Raw genomic sequence first — 20311 nt, forward strand, 5'->3', positions numbered from 1 at the left:
GGGCTTAGGCCTTCTCGGCCGCCTTGGCGTCGTTCCATAGCGCGTCCATCTCGGCCAGGTCCGATTGGTCCGGCGTCTTGCCGCGCTCGGCCAGCCCGGCCTCGACGAAGGCGAAGCGGCGGGTGAACTTGGCGTTGGTGGCGCGCAGCGCGTCTTCCGGATCGACGTCCAGCTTGCGGGCCAGGTTGGCGCAGACGAACAGGATGTCGCCCAGCTCCTGGCGGGCCTTGGCCATGTCGCCCGCCTCGATCTCGACCGCGATCTCCTCGGTCTCCTCGCGCAGCTTGGCTAACACCTCGGTGGCCGTCGGCCAGTCGAAGCCGACGCGGGCGGCGCGCTTGGTCAGCTTCACGGCGCGGGTCAGAGCGGGCAGGCCGGTCGGCACGTCGTCCAGCACGCCGATCTTGGCCTTGGCTTGCCGCTCCTGCGCCTTGAGCTGCTCCCAGCCGGCCACCTGGGCCGAGAGGTCTTCGTAGGCGTGGTCGCCGAACACGTGCGGATGGCGGCGGATCATCTTGTCGGAAATGGCCGCGGCGACGTCCTTGAGGTCGAACGCCCCTTGTTCTTCGGCCATGCGCGCGTGGAACACGACCTGCAGCAGCAGGTCGCCGAGCTCCTCCTTCAGCTCCGGCAGATCGTTGCGTTCGATGGCGTCGGCGACCTCGTAGGCCTCCTCGACCGTATAGGGCGCGATGGTCGCGAAGGTCTGCTCCAGGTCCCAGGGGCAGCCGCCGTCGGGATCGCGCAGCTTGGCCATGATCTCGACCAGGCGGAAGAGCGGGTGCTGATCGTCATTCTGCGGGGGCGGAGAAAGCGGCATTTGGACTCGGCTGGGCTGCGGGTTGCGCGGCGTCCGCCGCCGCGTCCCGCGCCGCGAGCTGGCGCTGGATCTCGGCGACACGGGTCGCATTCAGCGGATAGCGCAGCATGATCGCCGCGACCAGCAATCCCATCGCGGCGGGTACGACGGCGTAGAGGACGGTGAGGGCGGTCTCGCCGCTCGGCGTCGGCGCCTTGGGGTCGAAACCCAGCCAGGCCAACACCGGAAAGACGCCGATCGCCAGGGCGTAGCCCAGCTTCAGCGTGCCCGTGACGATGGCATAGAGCAGGCCCGTGCGATCGACGCCGCTGGCCAGCCGCTCCTCGTCACCGATGTCGGCCATCATCGAGCGCACCAGCATCGGCGCGGCTGTGTAAGGCAGGCCGGCCAGCACCAGAACGATCATGCCGACGGCCGTATTGCCGGGCGGAGTCAGCACCGCGGCGAACTGCACGATCGCGTAGAGCACCCCGCCGATCGCCATGGCCCCGTGCTTGCCGACTCGCTTGGCCAGAACCGGCCAGATCGGTGCGCCGGCCAGGGCGGCCAGGAAATAGACCAGCAGCAGGATCCCGGCCTGGGCCTTGTCGAAATGCTTGATGCGCTCGAAGAAGAACAGGAACAGCGCCCCGGCGATACCCGGCGCCACGCCCATCAGCAGGTCGGCGGCCAGCAGGCGGCGCACGGAAGGGCGGGTCAGCAGCGCCAGATATTGCTTGATGCCGGCGGCGTGCCGGGCGACCGGCGCGGCCGGCTCGCCGACCACCTTGACCGCCAGCAGCACGGTGATCGGCAGCAAGGCGACGATGAACCAGCCCATGGCGCGGATCCCGGCGGTGTGGTCGCCCTTGGTCAGCGCGACCATCAGCGGCGGCAGGCAAAGGACCAGGATCATGCCGACGACGTTGCCGCCCTGCCACCAGCCGTAGACGCGCGAACGCTGCTGGTAGTCGCTGGACAGCACGCCGCCCCAGGCCGTGTGCGACAGCACGCACATCGAATAGCCGGCATAGGTGACCAGCAACCAGGCCCAGAGATACAGCGGCGTCACGCCCGGCTTGCCCATGAACAGCGCGAAAGCGCCGACGCCCACCACTGGCATGCCGGCCAGCATCCAGGGCCTGAAGCGGCCCAGTCGGGTGCGCGTGCGGTCCATCATCCCGCCGACGAACGGGTCGAAGGCGATGTCGATCAGCCGCACCAGCAGGAAGGCCGCGCCCACCGCCGACAGCGAAAGTCCGACCGTGCTGACGTAGAACTCCGGCAGATAGACCACCAGGGGCAGGCCCAAGGCCGACAGGGGGATGCAAGGGCCGGCGAATATGGCCAGGGTTCCGGACGCCGGCCTCGGCAAAGAGGGTCTGGGCGACGCCGGTCTGGGCGGTGAAGGACGCTCGGACATTGTGTACTCCTCCCCGCGCTGTTGATCGCGCTTGGACTCCACGCCGCTGGGCGGCTGTTTCAAAGAGTGTGCGAGGATTGCTCGCCCAGCGCCAGCGTCTTCCGGCGCGCACGGCTCCGCCGCCTCACGCGGCTTGCCGCTGAAGGGATGGAAAGGGACGCGGAGCGCCGGGCGCCGTCCGGAGTGTGTTTAGTTTGATACCGTTTCGACGAAGCCAGACGCTCCGCGCGACCGTTATCCGCCAGCGTCCCGTCGGGTGGCCCTGTTCAGGCCTTACCGGGACCCGGGCTCCTCCGTTTCCGGAAGCGCCCAGAGGTCGAAGAGAGCGAGCCAATTCAGGCTAAGACACACCCTTTTACCTTCAACCACGCCGACGGCGGGCGGGCCTGGCAGCGAAACCAGGTCCCCGGACCGTCCGAGTATCCCCCTCGGACCTGCACCGCTCGATCGCCCCCCGCCGCCGCAATCGGTCGCTGGCCATGCGCCCTTTCCTCGCGACGAGGTGNCCGGACCGTCCGAGTATCCCCCTCGGACCTGCACCGCTCGATCGCCCCCCGCCGCCGCAATCGGTCGCTGGCCATGCGCCCTTTCCTCGCGACGAGGTGGGGAGAGCATAAGCGAGGTTTCGAGGGGGAGGATGAAAGAGGCTGAACGCTCGTGCCTTCCATCATCCCTCTCTCTGAGAGAGAGGGAGGGGCCCATGCGCAGCATGGAAGGGTGAGTGGTTACACCGCCCACCGATAAATCCTGAAAACTCAGCGAGATGCGCGAAATCCCCCACCGGCTTCGCCTAACCTCTCACCCTCCCACGCCTGCGGCGCGGGCCCCTCCCTCTCTCCTCAGCGAGATGCGCGAAATCCCCCACCGGCTTCGCCTAACCTCTCACCCTCCCACGCCTGCGGCGCGGGCCCCTCCCTCTCTCAAAGAGAGAGGGGTTCTATGCCCGCGCTCCGACGGGCGTTCACCCCTGCGGCTTCAACCTCAACGGCAGGCCCGCCGCCACGAAATAGACCTCGTCCGCCGTCGCGGCGAGCCGCTGGTGCAGGCGGCCAGCCTCGTCGCGGAAGCGGCGGCCCAGCGGCGTCTCGGGGACGATGCCCAGACCGACCTCGTTGCTGACCAGCCAGAGCCGGGCGGGGCAGGCGGCCGCCGCCTCGACCAATTCGGTCGCCGCCGTCTCGACATCCCGTTCGGCCATCAACAGGTTCGACAGCCACAAGGTCAGGCAGTCGACGACCGCTGCCGCGTCGGCCGGCAGGGCGGCGATGGCGGCCGGCAGCGCCAGCGGCGCCTCGACGGTAATCCATGATTCGCCGCGATCGGCCCGGTGCCGCGCGATCCGGTCCGCCATCTCGTCGTCGAACGCCTGGCCGGTGGCGATCAGGACCGGACGCCCAGCGCCGGCGGCGGTTTCCGTCGCTTTCTGGGCGAAGGCGCTCTTGCCGGAACGGGCTCCGCCCAGCACCAGGGTCGCGGTCATGGAAGCTCCACATTGACGGTGTGCGGCGCAGCATATAGGGCTGGCGTCGCGTCAGGCTCCTCGAAAGAGGATTAAAAGGGAACGAGGTTCAAGACCTCGGCTGCCCCCGCAACTGTAAGCGGCGAGCTCTCGCGTCTCATGCCACTGGGGTCAAAAACCCTGGGAAGGCGACGCCAAGAGCATTGACCCGTGAGCCAGGAGACCTGCCCGGCGCGGTCGTTCATCGCTTGGCCGGGGTGCGCCAAACGAACGGGGTCTCCCGAGAAACGACTGTCACAGGACCGCGCGTCGGTCCGAGGCGTACGCGTGGCTTTTTCGAGCTCACGGGTGGGTCGTGGGTCAGCGCGCGGATCGTTTCGAACGGGAAGTAGAAGACCATGATCCGAGCGTTTTTCAGCTCCACCGCCCTAGCCACGATCCTCATCTCAGGATCGGCGATGGCTGACGACCAGAAAGCCCCCGAGGCCGATGTCGCAGGCAAGGTCGGCGCCAATGGCGTCGCCGAGCTTGTCGTGACCGCCACCCGCACCGCCCAGCCGATCGAGAAGGTCGGCGCCTCGGTCACCGTCCTGACGCAAGGCGCCATCGAGGCCAGCCAGGCGATCTCGATCACCGATCTGCTGGCCCAGCAGCCCGGCGTCAGCTTCACCCGCAACGGCGGGCCGGGCACGAGCACCAGCCTCAACATCCGCGGCGCCGAGACCCAGCACACCGTGGTGCTGATCGACGGCGTCAAGCTCAACGACCCGTCCTCGACCCAGGGCGGCTTCAACAGCGGCAACCTGCTGGTCGGCGACATCTCGCGCATCGAGATCCTGCGCGGCGCCCAGTCGACCCTGTGGGGCAGTCAGGCCATCGGCGGCGTGGTCAACATCGTCACCGCCGATCCGACCGCGCCGTTCACCAGCTCGGCCGACGTCGAGGTCGGCGCACGCAAGACCGGCTATGTGCGCGGCGGGCTCGGCGGCGCCACCGACAAGGTCGTCTGGCGTCTCGCCGGCGGCTACTACACGACCGACGGCTTCTCGACCTACAAGACCGGGACCGAGAAGGACGGCTACCAGAACGCCGGCGCCTCGGGCCGGGTGCGCGTCCAGCTGACCGACAACGTCTCGGCCGAGGTCCGTTCGGTCTATTCGCGCGGCAAGAACGACTTCGACGGCTTCGCCGGCGATAGCGCCGAATTCGGCCGCACCAAGGAGCTGGTCGTCTATAGCGGCCTGAACTTCGCCCTGCTGGACGGCCGCTTCAACAACCGCGTCGGCTACGCCTACACCGACACCGATCGCGCCAACTACAACCCGGCGCGTTCCGTGCCGATGACCTTCGACTCGGCCGGCAAGAACAAGCGCTGGGAATATCAGGGCGTGTTCGCGGTCACCGACACCTGGACCGCGTCGTTCGGCGCCGAGAGCGAGCGCTCGCGCATGCGGACCCGTTCGCCGACTGTTTCTCAGCCGCTGATACCGTTCCGCACGGGCAAGGTCGGCGTCGACAGCGTCTATGGCCAGTTGCAGGCCGAGGTGGTTCCGGGCCTGACCCTGACCGCCGGCCTGCGCTACGAGGACCACGACACCTATGGCTCGCACACCCTGGGCCAGGCCTCGGCCGCCTGGGCGCTGAACGAGGGAAACACCGTGCTGCGCGCCAGCTTCGGCCAGGGCTTCCGCGCCCCGGGCCTCTACGAGCTCTACAGCGAATACGGCAATCTGGCCCTGTCGCCGGAAGATTTCGACAGCTGGGACGCCGGGGTCGAGCAGCGCTTCCTGGGCGGCAAGGCTCGCGCCTCGGCCACCTGGTTCCATCGCGAGGCCGACAACGAGATCCGGTTCTTCTCGTGCGTCTCGGCCGCCGATCCGCTGTGCGCCCCGGGCGGGTCGCCGCGCTTCGGCTATTACAACAACGTCCAGAAGACCAAGGCCCAGGGCCTCGAGCTGATCGGCGAGCTGAAGCCGGTCGACGGCCTGACCCTGACCGGCAACTACACCTACACCGACGCCGAATCCAATTCGGGCGCCAACAAGGGCAAGCAGCTGACTCGGCGGCCGAAAAACATGGCCAACCTGTCGGCGACCTATCGCTGGCCGGTGGGCCTGACCACCACGGTGGCGGTGCGTCATGTGGGCAAGACCTACAACAACGACGCCAACACCCAGGTGGTGGCCAGCTACACCACCGTCGACCTGCGGGCCGCCTATCCGCTGAAGGACGGGCTGGAAGTGTTCGGTCGCGTCGAGAACGCGTTCGACAAGGACTACCAGACCATCCTGAACTACGGGACGCCGGGACGCGGGGCCTTCGTGGGCCTGCGGGCGCGGTTCTAGGTTCCGCCGTGGCGTCGTCGATCCCCATCATCGGCGCCTTCCGGCACGGCGGCCGTCTCCGCGAGGCGATGGCCGCCTGGCCGGACGCGCCGCGTCCCTGGCTGGACCTCTCGACCGGGATCAATCCCGAGCCGTGGGCCGGCCAGCGGGCGCCGGCGGACGCCTTGCGGCGGCTGCCGGATCCCGCCGCCCTAGCCGAACTCGAGGCGGTGGCGGCGCGGGCTTTCGGTGTCGAGGACGCAGCGCGCGTGGTCGCCGTCCCCGGGGCGGAAGCGGCCTTGCGGCTGCTGCCAACGCTGCTCGGTGGTGAACGGGTGGCCTTGGCGACGCCGATTTATGGCGGCCATGCCGAGGCCTGGGCCGGGCGGGCGCCGACGACGATCTCGGCGCTGTCGGATCCCGCCGCGCGCGACCTCGACGTCCTCGTTCTGGTCAACCCCAACAATCCCGACGGTCGCCGGATCTCGCGCGCGGACTTGGCCGCCCTGGCCATCGAGCGCTCCGCCGCCGGCCGATGGACTGTCGTGGACGAGTCCTTCGTCGAGGTCGCGCCTGACCTCAGCGTCGCCGATCTGGAGATCGAGCGTCTGATCGTATTGCGGTCATTCGGCAAGTTCTATGGCCTGCCGGGAGCGCGGCTAGGATTTGTCATTGGCGACAACATCTTCGCACGACAACTTCGTGTCCTTCTCGGCGACTGGCCGCTCGGCGCCGACGCCCTGGCTCTGGGCCTCGGCGCCTATGCCGACGATATCTGGCGGGCGACGGCGCGGGCCTGGCTCGCGGTCCAAGCCGCTGAGATCGACGCCGTCTTGGCCGAGGCCAGGCTGAAGACCGTCGGCGGTTGCGATCTCTTCCGCTGGGTCGAGGTTCCCGACGCCCACGCGGTTTTCCAGCGCCTTTGCGAACATGGCGTGCTGACCCGTCCCTTCATCGATCGGAGCGATCGACTTCGGATCGGCCTGCCTTCTCGAAATGATTTCAATCGTTTCCGTCAGATATTTCAGGCGGTGATGTCGTGACCGCGAGCCGACGGGAGGTGGTGGGCGGCGCCCTGGCTCTGGTCGCGCATGGTCCGTCGCCGGCCATTCCGCGCCGGATCGTGTCGCTCAATAGCTGTCTCGACGCCATGCTGGTGCACCTGGCGGATCGAGGCCAGATCGCCGCGCTCAGCCACTATGCCCGCGAGCCGCACGGCTCCACCGTGGCCGCCCAGGCCAGGACCCTGCCGTTCACCTGGGAGAGCGCCGAGGAGGTCATCGGGCTGCGGCCTGACCTCGTCCTGGCCAGCCAGCACTCGGCCTTGGCCACCCGCAACGCGTTGAAGCGCCTGCATGTGCCCGTCCAGCGCTTCAAGGTCCCCAAGTCCGTGGACGAGAGTCTCGGGCAGGTGCGCAAGTTGGCCGGGCTGATCGGCCATGCCGAGCGCGGCGAAGCCCTGGTCGCTCGCATCGAGGCGGCCATCGCCTCGGCCACGCCGGCGCCGGGCGCGCGACGGCTCAGCGCCCTGATCTACCAGCCCAACGGCTTCGCGGCCGGCCCCGGCACCCTGGTCGACGAGGTGATGACCCGGGCCGGTTTCGACAATGTCGCCCGCCGCTATGGCCTCAAGACCTGGGGCAATGTCGGGCTGGAGAGGCTGCTGGCCGATCCGCCCCAGGTGCTGCTGGTCGGCGAGCCGGCCCCGGGCGCGCGCAGCTGGGCCGATCGCGTGATGACCCATCCGGCGCTGACATCGATCGCCGGCCGGATGCGGCAGGTGCGCTTGCCCGAAAAGCTTCTCTACTGCGGCGGGCCGGTGCTGATCGAGACCGCCGCGGCCATGGCCCGAGCGCGCGCCCAGGCGCTGAAGGAGGGAGCATGAGATCCCGATCCCCGTTGATGGTCTGCGGCGTCCTGGCTGCGTTGCTGGTCGTCCTGTTCGGCCTCGGCCTTTGCGCCGGCCGTGTCTGGACCCCGTGGAGCGCCTGGACCTCGCACGGCGCGGACCCGCGCTGGGCCATCGTCTTCGGCCTGCGCCTGCCGCGCACGATTCTGGCGATCTTGGTCGGCGGGGCCCTGGGCCTGAGCGGCGCGGCGCTGCAGGGCTACACCCGCAACCCGTTGGCCGACCCCGGGGCGCTGGGCGTCTCGACGGCGGCGGCGCTGGGCGCGGTGCTGACCCTCTATCTGGGCGCGGCGGGCGAGGCGACCTGGATCCTGCCTCTGGCGGCGATGGTCGGGGCGGGCTTCGGCGTCGCGGTCTTGCTGGGCCTGGCTGGCGTCACCTCAAGCATCGTCACCTTCCTTCTGGCCGGATTCATCATCCAGACGGTCTGCGGCGCGGCGATCTCCCTGGCGCTGAACCTCGCGCCCAATCCTTGGGCGGTGAACGAGATCGTCAACTGGACGCTAGGCTCGCTGGCCGACCGTAGCATCGACGAGGTGCGGATCGCCGCGCCGGGCGTCGTCGTCGGCAGCGTGCTGCTGCTGACCCTGGGCCGCTCACTGGACGCCCTGACCTTGGGCGAGCAGGGTGCGCGGTCGCTGGGCGTGGAGCTCTCCCGCACCCGTCTGCTGATGGCGATCGGTGTGGCGTTGGCGGTCGGCTCCAGTGTCGCGGTGACCGGGGTCATCAGCTTCGTCGGTCTGATCACCCCGCACCTGCTGCGGCCCGTGCTCGGATCGCGGCCTAGCGCGGTGCTCGTCCCGTCATTCCTGGGCGGCGCGGCCCTGACCTTGGCGGCCGACATCCTGGTGCGCATGACGCCGGCGGCCAGCGAGATCAAGCTCAGCGTCGCCATGGCGGCCCTGGGCGGGCCGTTCTTCCTGGCCATGCTGATCTCGATGCGACGGAGGCTGGCGTGAGTTCGGAACAGACCCTGCGCGCGGACGCCCTGACGATCCGGCTCGGCGGCCGTCCGGTCCTGAATGGGATCACCGCTAACTTCATCCGGGGCGAGCTGGTCGCGATCGTCGGTCCGAACGGCGCCGGCAAGTCGACGCTGCTGAGCTGTCTAGCCGGCCTGCTCAAGCCCGACGCCGGCGCGGCCCTGTTGGAGGGCGCGCCGATCGCGACGCTGCCGGGACGTCAACGCGCGCGGCGACTGGCCTTCCTGGCCCAGACGCCCGAGATCGCCTGGGACGTCGATGTCCGCGCCTTCGTCGGTCTGGGCCGGACGCCGCACCTGGGCGCCTTCGGGCCCAGCGCCGAGGACCAGGCGGCGATCGAAGCCGCCATCGCCTCGGCCGGCCTGGAGGCCTTCGCCGAGCGCCCGGTCACGCGCCTCTCCGGCGGCGAACGGGCCCGGGCCCTGATCGCCCGCGCCCTGGCCGGCGAAACCGACTGGCTGCTGGCCGATGAGCCGCTGACCGGCCTCGATCCCGGCCACGCGCTGGACGCTCTGGCCCTGTTCCGCCGCCTGGCCCACGACCTGAGCAAGGGGGTGATCATCACCCTGCACGACCTGAACCTGGCGGCGCGTTTCGCCGACCGGGTGCTGGTGCTGAGCGAGGGCGAGCTCGTTGTCGACGCGCCTCCCGAGGCCGCCCTGACGCCCGAGATCCTGTCGAAGGTCTATGGCGTCGCGGTGCGGCGCCACGCCGGCGAGGGCGGTCCGCTGATCGAAGTGCTCTGCCGTGTCGGCTAGCCCCTGGATCGTGCTCGGCGCCGCGCTGCTGGACGCCGCCGTCGGCTATCCGGACGCGCTGCACCGGCGCATCCCGCACCCGGTTGCGTGGCTCGGGGGACTGATTTCGGCGCTGGAGGCGGGGCTCAATCGCCCGACTTTGAGTGAGCTGGCGCGGCGCATGCTGGGCGTGGCCACGCTGCTGATCATCGTCGGTGTCAGCGGCGGGGCGGGCTGGTTGATCACGCGATACTGTGGGCCTTGGGTGGTCGCCATCGTCGGCGCCCTGGGCCTGGCGCAGCGGAGCTTGTTCGACCACGTTCGCGCGGTCGCCGAGCCCTTGAGCGGCGGCGGCCTCGATGGGGCAAGGACCGCCGTCGGCAGGATCATCGGCCGTGACGTCGAGCGGCTCGACGAGAGCGGCGTCGCCACGGCGGCGATCGAGAGCCTGGCCGAGAGCTTCAACGACGGGGTGGTCGCCCCGATGTTCTGGTTCGTGGTCGGCGGCTTGCCGGGCCTGTTCGTCTACAAGGCGGTCAACACCGCCGACAGCTTGATCGGCCATCGCGAGCCGCGCTGGCGGTCCTTCGGCTGGGCGTCGGCAAGGTTCGACGACCTGCTGAACCTGATCCCGGCGCGAATTGCCGGCGGCCTTGTCGCCCTGGCGGGAGGGAGCGGCTGGCGGATCATGTTCCGCGACGCTGGCAAGCACGCCTCGCCCAACGCCGGCTGGCCCGAAGCCGCCATGGCCGGCGCGCTGGGCGTCAGGCTGGGCGGTCCCGCCTGGTACGACGGCGCACTGTCCGAACACCCCGTCCTCGGCAAAGGCGGGGAAGCCGCTCCGGCCGATCTGGCGCGGGCGCTGCGCATCTATCTCCTTGCTTGCGCGGCGCTCTGGTCGATGTTGCTCGTGGGAGGACTCGCATGGCCGCGCTGATGATTCAGGGATGCGGGTCCGACGTCGGCAAGTCGGTGCTGGTGGCGGGGCTATGCCGGCTGTTCGCCAATCGCGGCCTGACGGTCCGCCCGTTCAAGCCGCAGAACATGTCCAACAACGCCGCGGTCACCGCCGATGGCGGCGAGATCGGCCGCGCCCAGGCGCTGCAGGCGATCGCCTGCCGCACACCGCCGACGGTCGACATGAACCCGGTGCTGCTGAAGCCGCAGAGCGACGTCGGCGCCCAGTTGATCGTGCGCGGCCAGATGGCCGGAACGTGGAAGGCGCGCGGCTATCAGGAGCGCAAGGCCTCCCTGCTGGACACGGTCGTCGAGAGCTTCCGCCGGCTGGAGGCCCAGAGCGACCTCGTCATCGTCGAGGGGGCCGGCAGTCCGGCCGAGATCAATCTGCGCGCCGGCGACATCGCCAATATGGGCTTCGCGCGGGCGGCCGACGTGCCGGTCGTGCTGGTCGGCGACATCGACCGGGGCCACGTGATCGCCGCCCTTGTCGGCGCCCATGTCGTCCTGGACGAGGACGACCGCGCCATGGTGCGCGGCTTCCTGATCAACAAGTTCCGGGGCGATCCCAGCCTCTTCCAGGACGGTCGAGATGAGATTGTTCGCCGCACGGGTTGGGCCGATCTTGGCATGGCCCCATGGTTGGCGGCGGCGCGGCGCTTGCCCGCCGAGGACGCCGTGGTGCTGGACCGCTTCGCAGGTCCCGGCGAGCGCAAGGTCCGTATCGTCGTGCCGATGCTGTCGCGGATCGCCAATTTCGACGAATTCGACGCCCTGCGCGCCGAGCCGGAGGTGGAGTTTGCTTTCGTACCGCCCGGAACGCCTTTGCCGGGGGACGCCGATCTGGTGATCCTGCCCGGGACCAAGGCGACCTTGGCGGACCTAGCGTTCCTGCGGGCCCAAGGCTGGGACATCGATCTGAAGGCTCACGTCCGGCGTGGGGGCCGCGTGCTGGGCGTCTGCGGCGGTTATCAGATGCTTGGCCGTCGCCTGTCGGACCCGGACGGGATCGAAGGCGCGCCGGAGACGGCCGAGGGGCTGGCCTTGCTGGACGTCGAGACCGTGATGACCGGCGACAAGACCCTGCGGCCGGTCGGCGGACGGCTGGCCAACGGCGCGCGGTTCGAGGGTTACGAGATGCACATCGGGCGCACGACGGGCGCGGCGTCGGCGATGCTGACCTTCGACGACGGCGTCGACGATGGCGCGGTGTCTCCTGACGGCTTGGTCCGAGGTTGCTACGTCCACGGCCTGTTCGATCGCGGCGAGGCGAGGGCGGCTCTGCTGGCCGAGCTGGGCGCCCGCTCCGAAGGCGTCGACCAGGCCGTCCGTGTCGACCACGCCCTGGATGAAATCGCCGACGCGTTGGAACGGGCCTTCGACATTCCCGCGCTGGCGGCCTTGGCCGGACTGGAGACCTTCCGATGACCCTTCCGATGGTAACGGCCGTGGACCTGGCGCGCGTCGCGACGCTGCGCGTCTTGATCGACGGCAAGGCCAAGCCGCCCGGCGCCCTGGGCCGGATCGAGGACCTCGCCGTGCAGGTCGGCCTGATCGCCGATGGTCCGCCGCTCGCGCTCGACAAGGCGCTGCTGCTGGTCTTCGCGGGCGATCACGGCCTGACGGTCGAGGGGGTGTCGTCGTATCCGTCCAGTGTCACCCAGGCCATGGTCGCCACGTTCCTGGCCGGCCGGGCCAGCGCCAACGCCCTGGCCAATGCCGTGGGCGCCGAGCTGCGCGTGGTGGACGCCGGGGTCGACGCCGATCTGCCACCGCATCCCAACTTGTTGGCCGAGAAGGTCCGGCGCGGCGCCCGCAACGCCGCCGTCGAGCCCGCCCTGACACCGGAAGAGGTCGCCGAGGCGCTGGAGCGCGGGGCGCGGATCGCCCAAGACGCGGCGCGCGAAGGCTTCGAGGTGTTGGCGCTCGGCGAAATGGGGATCGGCAACACCGCTTCAGCCGCCCTGATCATGCACCGCCTGGCGCCCGCGCCGCTGATCGAGTGCGTCGGGCGTGGCGCCGGCCACGACGACGAGGGTCTGGCCCGGAAACTGGCGGTGCTCGAGCGCGCGGCGTCACGTTCGGGAGCGCTCGAGCCGACGGCGGTGCTCGCCGAGTTTGGCGGGCTGGAGATCGCGATGATGGCCGGAGCGGTGATCGGCGCGGCGGCCGCGCGCCTTCCGGTGCTGGTCGACGGCTTCATCGTCTCGGCCGCGGCCTTGGCGGCGATCCGTCTCGTTCCCGCGACCAAGGCCTATTGCGTGTTCTGCCATCGCTCGGCCGAGCGCGGCCATCAGCGGATGCTGGAGTCGCTCGAGGTTGAACCCCTTCTGGACCTTGGCCTGCGGCTGGGCGAGGGGACCGGCGCCCTGTTGGCTTTGCCCATCGTCCGCGCGGCTTCGCGGTTGCTGAGCGATGTCGCCAGTCTGGACGACGTCCTGAATGGTCGGCTCTGAACATGGCTTGGGCGCGTCATCAGGTCCGGCTGCTGATCTGCGCGGTCCAGTTCCTGACCCGTGTGCCGACGCCTCGGCTCGCGACCTTCGAGCCCGACTGGATCACCCGTTCCGCGCGCTATTTTCCCTTGGTTGGACAGGGCGTCGGCGCGACCTGCGCCCTCGTCCTCGTGCTGGCCGAGCGCGCCTGGAGCGCTCCGGTGGCGGCGGTGCTGGCCATCGCGGTCGGGCTGCTGATCACCGGGGCCTTCCACGAGGACGGCCTGGCCGACACGGCCGACGGCCTGGGTGGCGGCCAGACCGCCGAGCGCCGCCTGGAGATCATGAAGGACAGCCGGATCGGGACCTATGGCGCCTGCGCCCTGGTTCTGGCCTTGGCGCTGAAGGCCGCCGTCCTAGCCTCGACGCCGGTCTGGACGGCGGCCGCGATGCTGCTGGCCGCGCACGGCCTCGGCCGCGCCGCCGCCGTGGTGGTGATGCGGGCGACGCCCTACGCGCCGAGCGGCGAGGCGGGGAAGTGGAAACCCGTCCCCGACGGCGTTCGAACATCCGAAGTCCTGGTCGCGCTGGTGATCGCGAGCTGGCCGCTGGCGCTGCTAGCGCTGGACGCCGCGCTCGCCGGTCTGGCCCTGGGTGGCGCGCTGACGGTTGCTCTGGCCTTGCTGGCCCGTCGCCTGATCGGCGGGCATACGGGCGATGTCCTGGGGGCGGTCGAGCAGGTGTTCGAGGTCGGGTTCCTGCTCGGCGCGGCGGCGCTGGCATGAGGCTGTTGGTCGGTCCGATCTCGGCCGTTCAGCGCCTGTTGAACGACCAGCGAGTCGACCACGTCCTGACCCTGGTCTCGCCAGACGCCGAAGCGCCAGAAGTCGCCGCGCCGCGCACGTTGCTGCGCTTCAACGACATCGTCGAGGCGAGGGCGGGTCTCGTCGCGCCATCGCCGGAGCAGATCGCGACGATCCTGGCGCTGCCCGAAGGTCTCGGCCGCGACGCCACCCTGCTGATCCACTGCCACGCCGGCGTCAGCCGCTCGACGGCCGCGGCCTACATGCTGGCCTGCGCGGCGCGGTCGCCGGGCGAGGAACAGGCGCTGGCGGCCCAACTGCGCGCCGTCTGTCCGGAGGCGACGCCCAACGCGTTGATGGTGGCGTTGGCCGACGAAAGGCTCGGGCGCGGCGGCGCCATGATCCACGCCATCGCCGCCATCGGCCGCGGCGCCGAGGCCTTCGAGGGAACGGTGATCGACTGGTGCCTGAACTAGCGCTTGAACGGGCTCATCGGCAGCTCGATCCGCACCAGCATCCACTTGAAGACCCCACGACGCTCGAGCACGAGGCCGAATTCGCCGTGATCGTCCGTCTTGTCGCGATAGGTCGCGCGGAAGTGGTTGAGGCCCTGATAGGCGTAGTGCGTCTCGGTGTCGGACTTGGCCTTCGGCTGGGGCTTGGGTTGCTCTACAGGCGGCGCGTCTCGGGACAGTTCGATCTTCGACGGCGCCCGGTTGGTGGCGACCATGTTGGCGATCGCGTCGGGGGTCGCATAGGCGTCGACGGCCTTGTCGACCACGCCGACCAGCAGCATCTGGCCGAAGGCGGCGAAGGGGTTGTCGCGCAGTTCCGGATCGTCGGCGAACGACTTGGTCATCGCGGCCTTCAGCTGGCTCTTGAGGCTCTCGCGCACGGCCGGGAAATCGACGCCTTGCTCCAGCTTGTCGCGATCGCCGGCCTTGGCCGCCGCGTTCAGGCTCTGCAAGGCGAAGATCGGCGAGGCGAAATAGCCGGCGACGATAAGCGCCAGGGCGAGGCCCAGGCCGATGGCCAGGATGCGGTTCGTACGAGTCATCAGGTTCTCCCGTCCCGATAGGGGCAGACGGGAGAACCAGGGTCAATCGGCCGTCAGCCGGCGGACGGCCGCGAGGCGCGCAGGATCTCGGTCCAGACCGGAGGCCGCTTGCCCGTGCGCTTCACCAGATCGTCGCGCAGCGCCAGGTAGCGGCCGTCCAGCAGACTGGCCAAGCTGTAGGTCCCAACGCCGTTGCCGACGTCCCACGGATGGGGCGCGTATTCCTTCTGGCCCGAGGCGGCGCGGTCGCGGTCGAACTGGATCTTGGAATTTGCGAACTCGATATGGGTTTTCTCGCCCGAGGCGAAGGCCGCCAGCCAGTCCAGCGACTTGGGCAGGCTGGCGCCGGCCGGACTCTTCCAGGTGAACCAGTCCTCGCCGTGGGCCTGGGCGGCGAGGGCGGCCATCATCAGCGGATCGAGGTTGTAGGTGACGTAGTGCAGGGCGTCGCGCTCGTGGAAGTCGAACATCGAGCCGTCGGCGTACAGGTTGGCCGTGATCTGCTTGCGGAAGGCCTGGCGGGCGCGGTCGATGATCTTGGCGTCGCCGGTCTGGAAGGCGGCGATGGTCGCCAGCTTCACGCGGTGGCTTTGCCAGTTGGTGTTGGCGTTCTTGGTCCCCGCGTCCATGGCGTCGAGATAGCCGATGGCCATCTTGCGCCAGAAGGCGTCGACCTTGGCGCGGATCGGGGCCGGCAGATCCTCCTCGGTCAGGTCGTAGGCCATGACCAGCGTGTCGAAGCCCGTCTCGTCGATCGGGTTGAACGAGATCTGGTAGATGTCGGCCCAGTTCTCGAGATAGCGGCCAGTCGCGTCCAGGAAGCGGCGATCGCCGGTCAGGCGCCAGGCGATGGCGAAGTTGAGCACGATCGGCTGGTCTTCGCGCGCCTTGAGGCTGATCTCGCGGATGCCCTTGCCAGGCAGGGTCCCTTCGGTGTGGGCATGGGGAATGGCGCCGGGCGGACGGTCCAGCGTCGCCGTGGCGCGGGAGACTGCCATCTCGGAAAGGGCGGGAGCGACGGGCCCCTTGCCGAAGGTCGGTCCCAGCAATCCGTAGTCGGCGGCGTGCGACGCGGTTGCGACGGCGGTCAGGGCGCAGGCGGCGAGCCAAGCGGTTTTCAAGAGAGGCCTCCCTAAGCTTTTCGCCGGCATTACGTCGCCGGGCGTTGATCGAAGATATCTGGCCAATAAGGCGGCGTGTCAATTATTGGTCATGCCAATACAAGAATATTGGTCCGACCGACCTTATCATCGTTCAGTTTCGGACAACGGCTAGCCGGTCGATGGCTTTGGCTGAATCGCTTGTGTTGCGGCGTTTTCCTGACCATCTTCCCGCCCTTCCGAGGGAGCCGCGCTTGACCACCAAGAGACCGACTATCGACGACGTCGCCCGGCTGTCGGGCGTGGCGCGCGTGACGGTGTCTCGGGTGCTGAACGGCGGCCCCAATGTGCGCGACGAGGTCCGGGCCCGCGTCATGCAGGCGGTCGAGGCGCTCGACTACAAGGTCAATCCGCAGGCTCGCAGCCTGGCGGGCGGCGCCAGCCGGCTGCTGGCCTTCGTGTTCGCCTCGGACCCCGAGAACGAGCCCAACTCGTACTACGAGTCCGCCCTGGAACTGGGCGCGCTGCGCGCCTGCCTGGCCCTGGGCTACCAGGTCCTGGTCCAGAACGTCCCGCAGCAGACTCCCGACCGCCAGAAGCGGGTGCTGGACCTGATCACCACCCAGCGCTGCGAGGGCCTGATCCTGTCTCCGCCCTACAGCGACGATGTCCCGCTGATCGAGGCGGCCCTGGCCCAGGGGTGCAAAGTCGTCACGGTCTCGCCGGGCGGCCCCGGTCGTGGCAAGGCGGACGGCGTGGGCGTCGACGACGAGGCCGGCGGCTACGACATGACCCGCGAACTGCTGCGCCTCGGCCACCGTCGCTTCGGCTTCATCGCCGGCCTGGAGGGCCACCTGTCGGCCGACCGTCGCCTGAAGGGCTTCCAACGCGCCCTGGCCGAGCAGGGACTGGGGGAGGGGGACTGCGTGGTGCTGCGTGGCGACTTCACGTTCCGCTCGGGCACACACCTGGCCCCGCGGCTGCTGGACCACCCGCTGGCGCCGACCGCCTTGGTCTGCGCCAATGACGACATGGCCGCGGGGGTGCTGTCGGCCGCCCACGCCCGAGGGCTCAGCATCCCCCAGGACCTGTCGATCACCGGTTTTGACGACGCCCCGGTCGCGGCCATCGTCTGGCCGCCGCTGACCACGGTGCATCAGCCCGTGAAGATCCTGGGTCAGCGCGCCGTCGAGATGCTGGTGGCTCGCCTCACCGGAGCGAATCTCGCGCCAGAACCGGTGTTTCTGGAGCTGGAGCACGCCGTGGTGTCGCGGCAGACGACGACGGCGATCTAGATCTATTCCCGACGATTTGGTTTCGTTCTTGACAACGTTGTCGCCTGTATCGCTTATTGGAAGCGCTTCCAATGTCGCTCAGGCGCGTTGATTCACGACAAGAACAAGAAATTCACCGCCGTGGGCGGGAGTTCAGAGGGGAGAGCTGCATGCGAAACCGCACGACGAGCGGACGTCCGTCCATCCGGAAATTCTACGCCACGGCTTCGGTCGCCGCGATCACCGTCGCCCTGGCCGGGCCAGGCGCGGCCTGGGCCCAGACCGCCGATCCGGCGCCGAAGACCGACGACACGGTCGAGGCGATCGTGGTGACCGGCATCCGCGCCGGCATCCAGAACTCGATCAACATCAAGAAGAACGAGACCTCGATCGTCGAGGCCGTCTCGGCCGAGGACATCGGCAAGCTGCCGGACGTGTCGATCGCCGAGTCGATCGCGCGTCTTCCCGGGTTGGCCGCACAGCGCGTCAACGGCCGCGCCCAGGTGATCTCGATCCGCGGCCTGGCGCCGGACTTCACCACCACCTTGCTGAACGGCCGCCAGCAGGCCAGCTCGGGCGACAACCGCGCCGTTGAGTTCGACCAGTATCCGTCGGAACTGCTGTCCAGCGTCGTGATCTACAAGACCCCGGACGCCCAGGTCTCGGGCATGGGCCTGTCGGGCACCGCCGACCTGCGCACCGTGCGCCCGCTGACCTACGGCAAACGCGCCCTGGCCGTGAACATTCGCGGCGAGAAGACGCAAGGCAAGTCGCTGAACGACGACGCCAGCAACTGGGGCGGTCGCTACAGCGCCAGCTACATCAACCAGTTCGCCGACGGCACGTTCGGCGTGGCGCTCGGCTACGCGCACCTGGATTCGCCGTCGCAGGTGAAGCACTACAAGGCCTATGGCTACGAGGCCTTTCCGGGCGACTCCACGACGCCGGACAGCGCCGACGGCGCGCTGATGCTGAACGGCCAAGAGGTCTTCGCCACCTCGCGCAACAACAAGCGCGACGCGGTCATCGGCATCTTCGAGTACCAGCCGAACGACAAGATCCACTCCACGCTGGACCTGTACTATTCGACCTTCAAGCAGAAGGAGACGACGCGCGGCGCCCAGTGGTTCTCCAACCCGTTCGCCGACAGCGCCACCTTCACCGGGGTCACCACCGAGGATCTGGGCGGCTCGAAGTTCGCCGCCGGCGGCACGCTGAACCACGGCGTCCCGCAGCTGCGCAACGACTACAACACCCGCATGGACCAGCTGTTCTCGGCCGGTCTGAACAACGAGTTCCAGCTTAGCGAGAAGACCCGCCTGGTCGCCGATCTGTCCTATTCGTCAAACAAGCGGAAGGAACAGATCATGGAGACGTACGCGGGCTACGGCCGCGGCGTCGGTGGCGTGACCGGCGCCACACCGGATGTGGGCCGGACCTACGACACGATCGGCTTCAAGGTCGCCGACGACGGCTTCTCGCAATATGACGAGGGGCTGAATTACGCCGACGCCAGCAAGGTCACCCTGGGCGACCGCGCCCCATGGGGCGGCTGGGGCCACGACGGCTCGATCCGCTTCCCGCACGTCAAGGAAGACGTCAAGGCGGTCGACATCCGCCTCGAGCACGAGATGGACGGCTTCGTCACCCAACTGTCGGCCGGCGTGAACTACACCAAGCGCGACAAGGGCAAGACGGTCTCGGACAACGACCTGTTCCTGAAGAACGGTCGCCAGCAGGTCTATGTCGACGCGGCCGATCTGGTCGACCCGACCAAGCTGGGTTTCGCGGGCTTCGGCGGCGTGCTCAGCGTCAAGATCGGCGACGTCTGGCGCAAGTACTACAACTGGGCCCCGATCCTCGACGCCAACTACTACGACAAGAACTGGGACATCACCGAGGAAGTCACGACCTTCTTCGGACGCGCCAACTTCCAGGCCGGCGACCTGCGCGGCAATCTGGGCGTCCAGGTCGTCAAGCAGTCGCAGGAATCGAGCGGCGTGGTGATCAACGGCCTAGCCTCGGGCCAGCCGATCGTGCCGACCAAGATCAACGCCAAGGACAGCTATACCGACGTCCTGCCCAGCCTGAACCTGATCTACGACCTGGGCGGCGGCCATCGCCTGCGTTTCGCCCTGTCCAAGACCATGGCCCGTCCGCGCATGGACGACATGCGCGCCAATGTGACCCCGGGCTTCAACTCGCTGGTCTGCTCCAGCCAGCCCTGCGGTCCCGGCACGACCGTGAACCCATGGTCGGCCTCGGGCGGCAACCCGCACCTGCGTCCGTGGGAGGCCAAGGCCGCCGACGTGGCCTATGAATGGTACGTCAGCCCCGCGACCTATCTGTCGGTGGCCGGCTTCTACAAGAAGCTCGACACCTACATCTATCAGCAGACCGGCCGGTTCGACTTCACCGGCATCCCGATCCCGGTCGGGGCCAGCATCCCGGCCGGCACCACGATCAATCCGATGGGTCAGATGACCCTGCCGGCCAACGGCAACGGCGGCACGGTCAAGGGCCTGGAATTCAGCGGCGCGGTCGAGTTCGGCCAGTTCGTCGACCTGCTGAAGGGCTTCGGCCTGCAAGGCAGCCTGTCGCTGACCAAGTCCAACCTGAACCCGACCACCAGCACCGACCCCAAGGCCAAGGTCCGCATCCCGGGCCTGTCGGGCACCGTCTACAACATCACCGGCTACTACGAGCGCGGCGGGTTCCAGGCGCGGATCAGCCAACGCTATCGCTCGGCCTTCAAGGGTGAGGTGGTGCAGCTCTACGCCACCCGCGGCTTCACCGAGATCCTCGCCGACAAGCAGGTCGACGCCCAGATCGGCTACACGTTCGAGGAAGGCCCGATGAAGAACCTGGGCGTCCTGCTGCAGGTCAACAACCTGACCAACTCGCCGTACCGCACTCGTTTGGGTCTCGACGCCGGCGGCACGCAGACCAGCAACGGCGCCACCCTGCCGGAAACCTACGAGAAGTACGGCCGGCAATTCCTGTTCGGCGTGAACTATCGGTTCTAATCAGAGGTCCGGGCCGGTCGCTCTC

The 20311-nt window shown here is 68.8% G+C and carries 17 protein-coding genes, 1 pseudogene and 1 riboswitch; of the genes and pseudogenes, 13 read left to right on the plus strand and 5 right to left on the minus strand.

The features are described from left to right. Positions 1–4 precede the first annotated feature (4 nt). Both mazG and ASC70_RS14930 read right to left on the minus strand, forming a co-directional pair. The gene (gene mazG, locus ASC70_RS14925; RefSeq protein WP_082539722.1) at positions 5–820 is read right to left on the minus strand and encodes a nucleoside triphosphate pyrophosphohydrolase; all 816 of its coding nucleotides are present in this window, start codon (positions 818–820) and stop codon (positions 5–7) included. Then, on the minus strand, positions 792–2222 hold the full coding sequence (locus ASC70_RS14930) for an MFS transporter (protein WP_056051354.1): 1431 nt from the start codon (positions 2220–2222) through the stop codon (positions 792–794). The genes mazG and ASC70_RS14930 overlap by 29 nt, the downstream gene beginning before the upstream one ends. 196 nt (positions 2223–2418) lie before the next feature. On the opposite strand from ASC70_RS14930, the pseudogene ASC70_RS26000 reads away from it, so the two are divergent. Beyond that, positions 2419–2727: pseudogene (locus tag ASC70_RS26000) on the plus strand (hypothetical protein); the annotation flags it as partial. 456 nt (positions 2728–3183) lie between these two features. On the opposite strand, the gene cobU reads toward ASC70_RS26000, so the two are convergent. After that, a complete protein-coding gene (gene cobU, locus ASC70_RS14935) occupies positions 3184–3702 on the minus strand; it encodes a bifunctional adenosylcobinamide kinase/adenosylcobinamide-phosphate guanylyltransferase (protein WP_056051355.1) in 519 nt (172 codons plus the stop codon). A 36-nt stretch (positions 3703–3738) separates the two neighbouring features. Next, positions 3739–3928, plus strand: a riboswitch (cobalamin riboswitch). Between the two features lie 151 nt (positions 3929–4079). On the opposite strand from cobU, the gene ASC70_RS14940 reads away from it, so the two are divergent. Genes ASC70_RS14940 through ASC70_RS14985 form a run of 10 tightly spaced genes read left to right on the plus strand, consistent with a single transcriptional unit; the run spans position 4080 to position 14305 of the window. Next, entirely contained in the window at positions 4080–6026 is a 1947-nt protein-coding gene (locus ASC70_RS14940; RefSeq protein WP_056051360.1) for a TonB-dependent siderophore receptor, read from the plus strand. Between the two features lie 8 nt (positions 6027–6034). Next, entirely contained in the window at positions 6035–7048 is a 1014-nt protein-coding gene (locus tag ASC70_RS14945) for a threonine-phosphate decarboxylase (RefSeq protein WP_235519401.1), read from the plus strand. Continuing rightward, the gene (locus ASC70_RS14950) at positions 7045–7890 is read left to right on the plus strand and encodes an ABC transporter substrate-binding protein (RefSeq protein WP_156396224.1); all 846 of its coding nucleotides are present in this window, start codon (positions 7045–7047) and stop codon (positions 7888–7890) included. The genes ASC70_RS14945 and ASC70_RS14950 overlap by 4 nt, the downstream gene beginning before the upstream one ends. Then, the gene (locus tag ASC70_RS14955) at positions 7887–8873 is read left to right on the plus strand and encodes an iron ABC transporter permease (RefSeq protein ID WP_056051361.1); all 987 of its coding nucleotides are present in this window, start codon (positions 7887–7889) and stop codon (positions 8871–8873) included. The genes ASC70_RS14950 and ASC70_RS14955 overlap by 4 nt, the downstream gene beginning before the upstream one ends. After that, complete coding sequence (locus ASC70_RS14960; protein WP_056051363.1) at positions 8870–9655, plus strand: ABC transporter ATP-binding protein; 786 nt, start codon at positions 8870–8872, stop codon at positions 9653–9655. Before ASC70_RS14955 ends, ASC70_RS14960 begins: the two co-directional genes overlap by 4 nt. After that, a complete protein-coding gene (gene cbiB, locus ASC70_RS14965) occupies positions 9645–10571 on the plus strand; it encodes an adenosylcobinamide-phosphate synthase CbiB (protein ID WP_056051365.1) in 927 nt (308 codons plus the stop codon). Before ASC70_RS14960 ends, cbiB begins: the two co-directional genes overlap by 11 nt. Beyond that, complete coding sequence (locus ASC70_RS14970; RefSeq protein WP_056051367.1) at positions 10559–12019, plus strand: cobyric acid synthase; 1461 nt, start codon at positions 10559–10561, stop codon at positions 12017–12019. The genes cbiB and ASC70_RS14970 overlap by 13 nt, the downstream gene beginning before the upstream one ends. Then, a complete protein-coding gene (gene cobT / locus ASC70_RS14975; RefSeq protein ID WP_056051369.1) occupies positions 12016–13047 on the plus strand; it encodes a nicotinate-nucleotide--dimethylbenzimidazole phosphoribosyltransferase in 1032 nt (343 codons plus the stop codon). The genes ASC70_RS14970 and cobT overlap by 4 nt, the downstream gene beginning before the upstream one ends. 2 nt (positions 13048–13049) lie before the next feature. Next, positions 13050–13811, plus strand: coding sequence for an adenosylcobinamide-GDP ribazoletransferase (gene cobS, locus ASC70_RS14980; protein ID WP_056051371.1), 762 nt, complete (start codon positions 13050–13052; stop codon positions 13809–13811). Beyond that, positions 13808–14305, plus strand: a complete 498-nt coding sequence (locus tag ASC70_RS14985) for a tyrosine phosphatase family protein (protein WP_056051373.1) — start codon at positions 13808–13810, stop codon at positions 14303–14305. The genes cobS and ASC70_RS14985 overlap by 4 nt, the downstream gene beginning before the upstream one ends. Here the strand turns inward: ASC70_RS14985 and ASC70_RS14990 are convergent. Continuing rightward, positions 14302–14886, minus strand: a complete 585-nt coding sequence (locus ASC70_RS14990) for a DUF2939 domain-containing protein (protein WP_056051375.1) — start codon at positions 14884–14886, stop codon at positions 14302–14304. The two genes, ASC70_RS14985 and ASC70_RS14990, sit on opposite strands and share 4 nt — an antisense overlap. A gap of 53 nt (positions 14887–14939) precedes the next feature. Further along, positions 14940–16007 carry an alginate lyase family protein gene (locus ASC70_RS14995; protein ID WP_056051377.1) on the minus strand — a complete coding sequence of 356 codons (1068 nt, stop codon included), beginning with the start codon at positions 16005–16007 and terminating at the stop codon, positions 14940–14942. A 233-nt stretch (positions 16008–16240) separates the two neighbouring features. Here ASC70_RS14995 and ASC70_RS15000 point away from each other — a divergent pair, with 233 nt between their 5' ends. Beyond that, complete coding sequence (locus tag ASC70_RS15000) at positions 16241–17281, plus strand: LacI family DNA-binding transcriptional regulator (RefSeq protein WP_056051379.1); 1041 nt, start codon at positions 16241–16243, stop codon at positions 17279–17281. A gap of 149 nt (positions 17282–17430) precedes the next feature. Beyond that, positions 17431–20286: a TonB-dependent receptor gene (locus ASC70_RS15005; RefSeq protein ID WP_056051381.1), complete on the plus strand. Its 2856-nt coding sequence runs from the start codon at positions 17431–17433 to the stop codon at positions 20284–20286. Positions 20287–20311 lie beyond the last annotated feature (25 nt).

This window comes from Caulobacter sp. Root343 (assembly GCF_001425745.1).
Taxonomy (GTDB): Bacteria; Pseudomonadota; Alphaproteobacteria; order Caulobacterales; family Caulobacteraceae; genus Caulobacter.

Coding starts and splice junctions, on each gene's coding strand:
- ASC70_RS14985 (WP_056051373.1), top strand. CDS start 13,808: ATGAGGCTGTTGGTCGGTCCGATCTCGGCCGTTCAGCGCCTGTTGAAC.
- ASC70_RS14930 (WP_056051354.1), bottom strand. CDS start 2,222: ATGTCCGAGCGTCCTTCACCGCCCAGACCGGCGTCGCCCAGACCCTCT.
- ASC70_RS15005 (WP_056051381.1), top strand. CDS start 17,431: ATGCGAAACCGCACGACGAGCGGACGTCCGTCCATCCGGAAATTCTAC.
- cobT (WP_056051369.1), top strand. CDS start 12,016: ATGACCCTTCCGATGGTAACGGCCGTGGACCTGGCGCGCGTCGCGACG.
- ASC70_RS14955 (WP_056051361.1), top strand. CDS start 7,887: ATGAGATCCCGATCCCCGTTGATGGTCTGCGGCGTCCTGGCTGCGTTG.
- mazG (WP_082539722.1), bottom strand. CDS start 820: ATGCCGCTTTCTCCGCCCCCGCAGAATGACGATCAGCACCCGCTCTTC.
- ASC70_RS14970 (WP_056051367.1), top strand. CDS start 10,559: ATGGCCGCGCTGATGATTCAGGGATGCGGGTCCGACGTCGGCAAGTCG.
- ASC70_RS14990 (WP_056051375.1), bottom strand. CDS start 14,886: ATGACTCGTACGAACCGCATCCTGGCCATCGGCCTGGGCCTCGCCCTG.
- ASC70_RS14940 (WP_056051360.1), top strand. CDS start 4,080: ATGATCCGAGCGTTTTTCAGCTCCACCGCCCTAGCCACGATCCTCATC.
- cobS (WP_056051371.1), top strand. CDS start 13,050: ATGGCTTGGGCGCGTCATCAGGTCCGGCTGCTGATCTGCGCGGTCCAG.
- cobU (WP_056051355.1), bottom strand. CDS start 3,702: ATGACCGCGACCCTGGTGCTGGGCGGAGCCCGTTCCGGCAAGAGCGCC.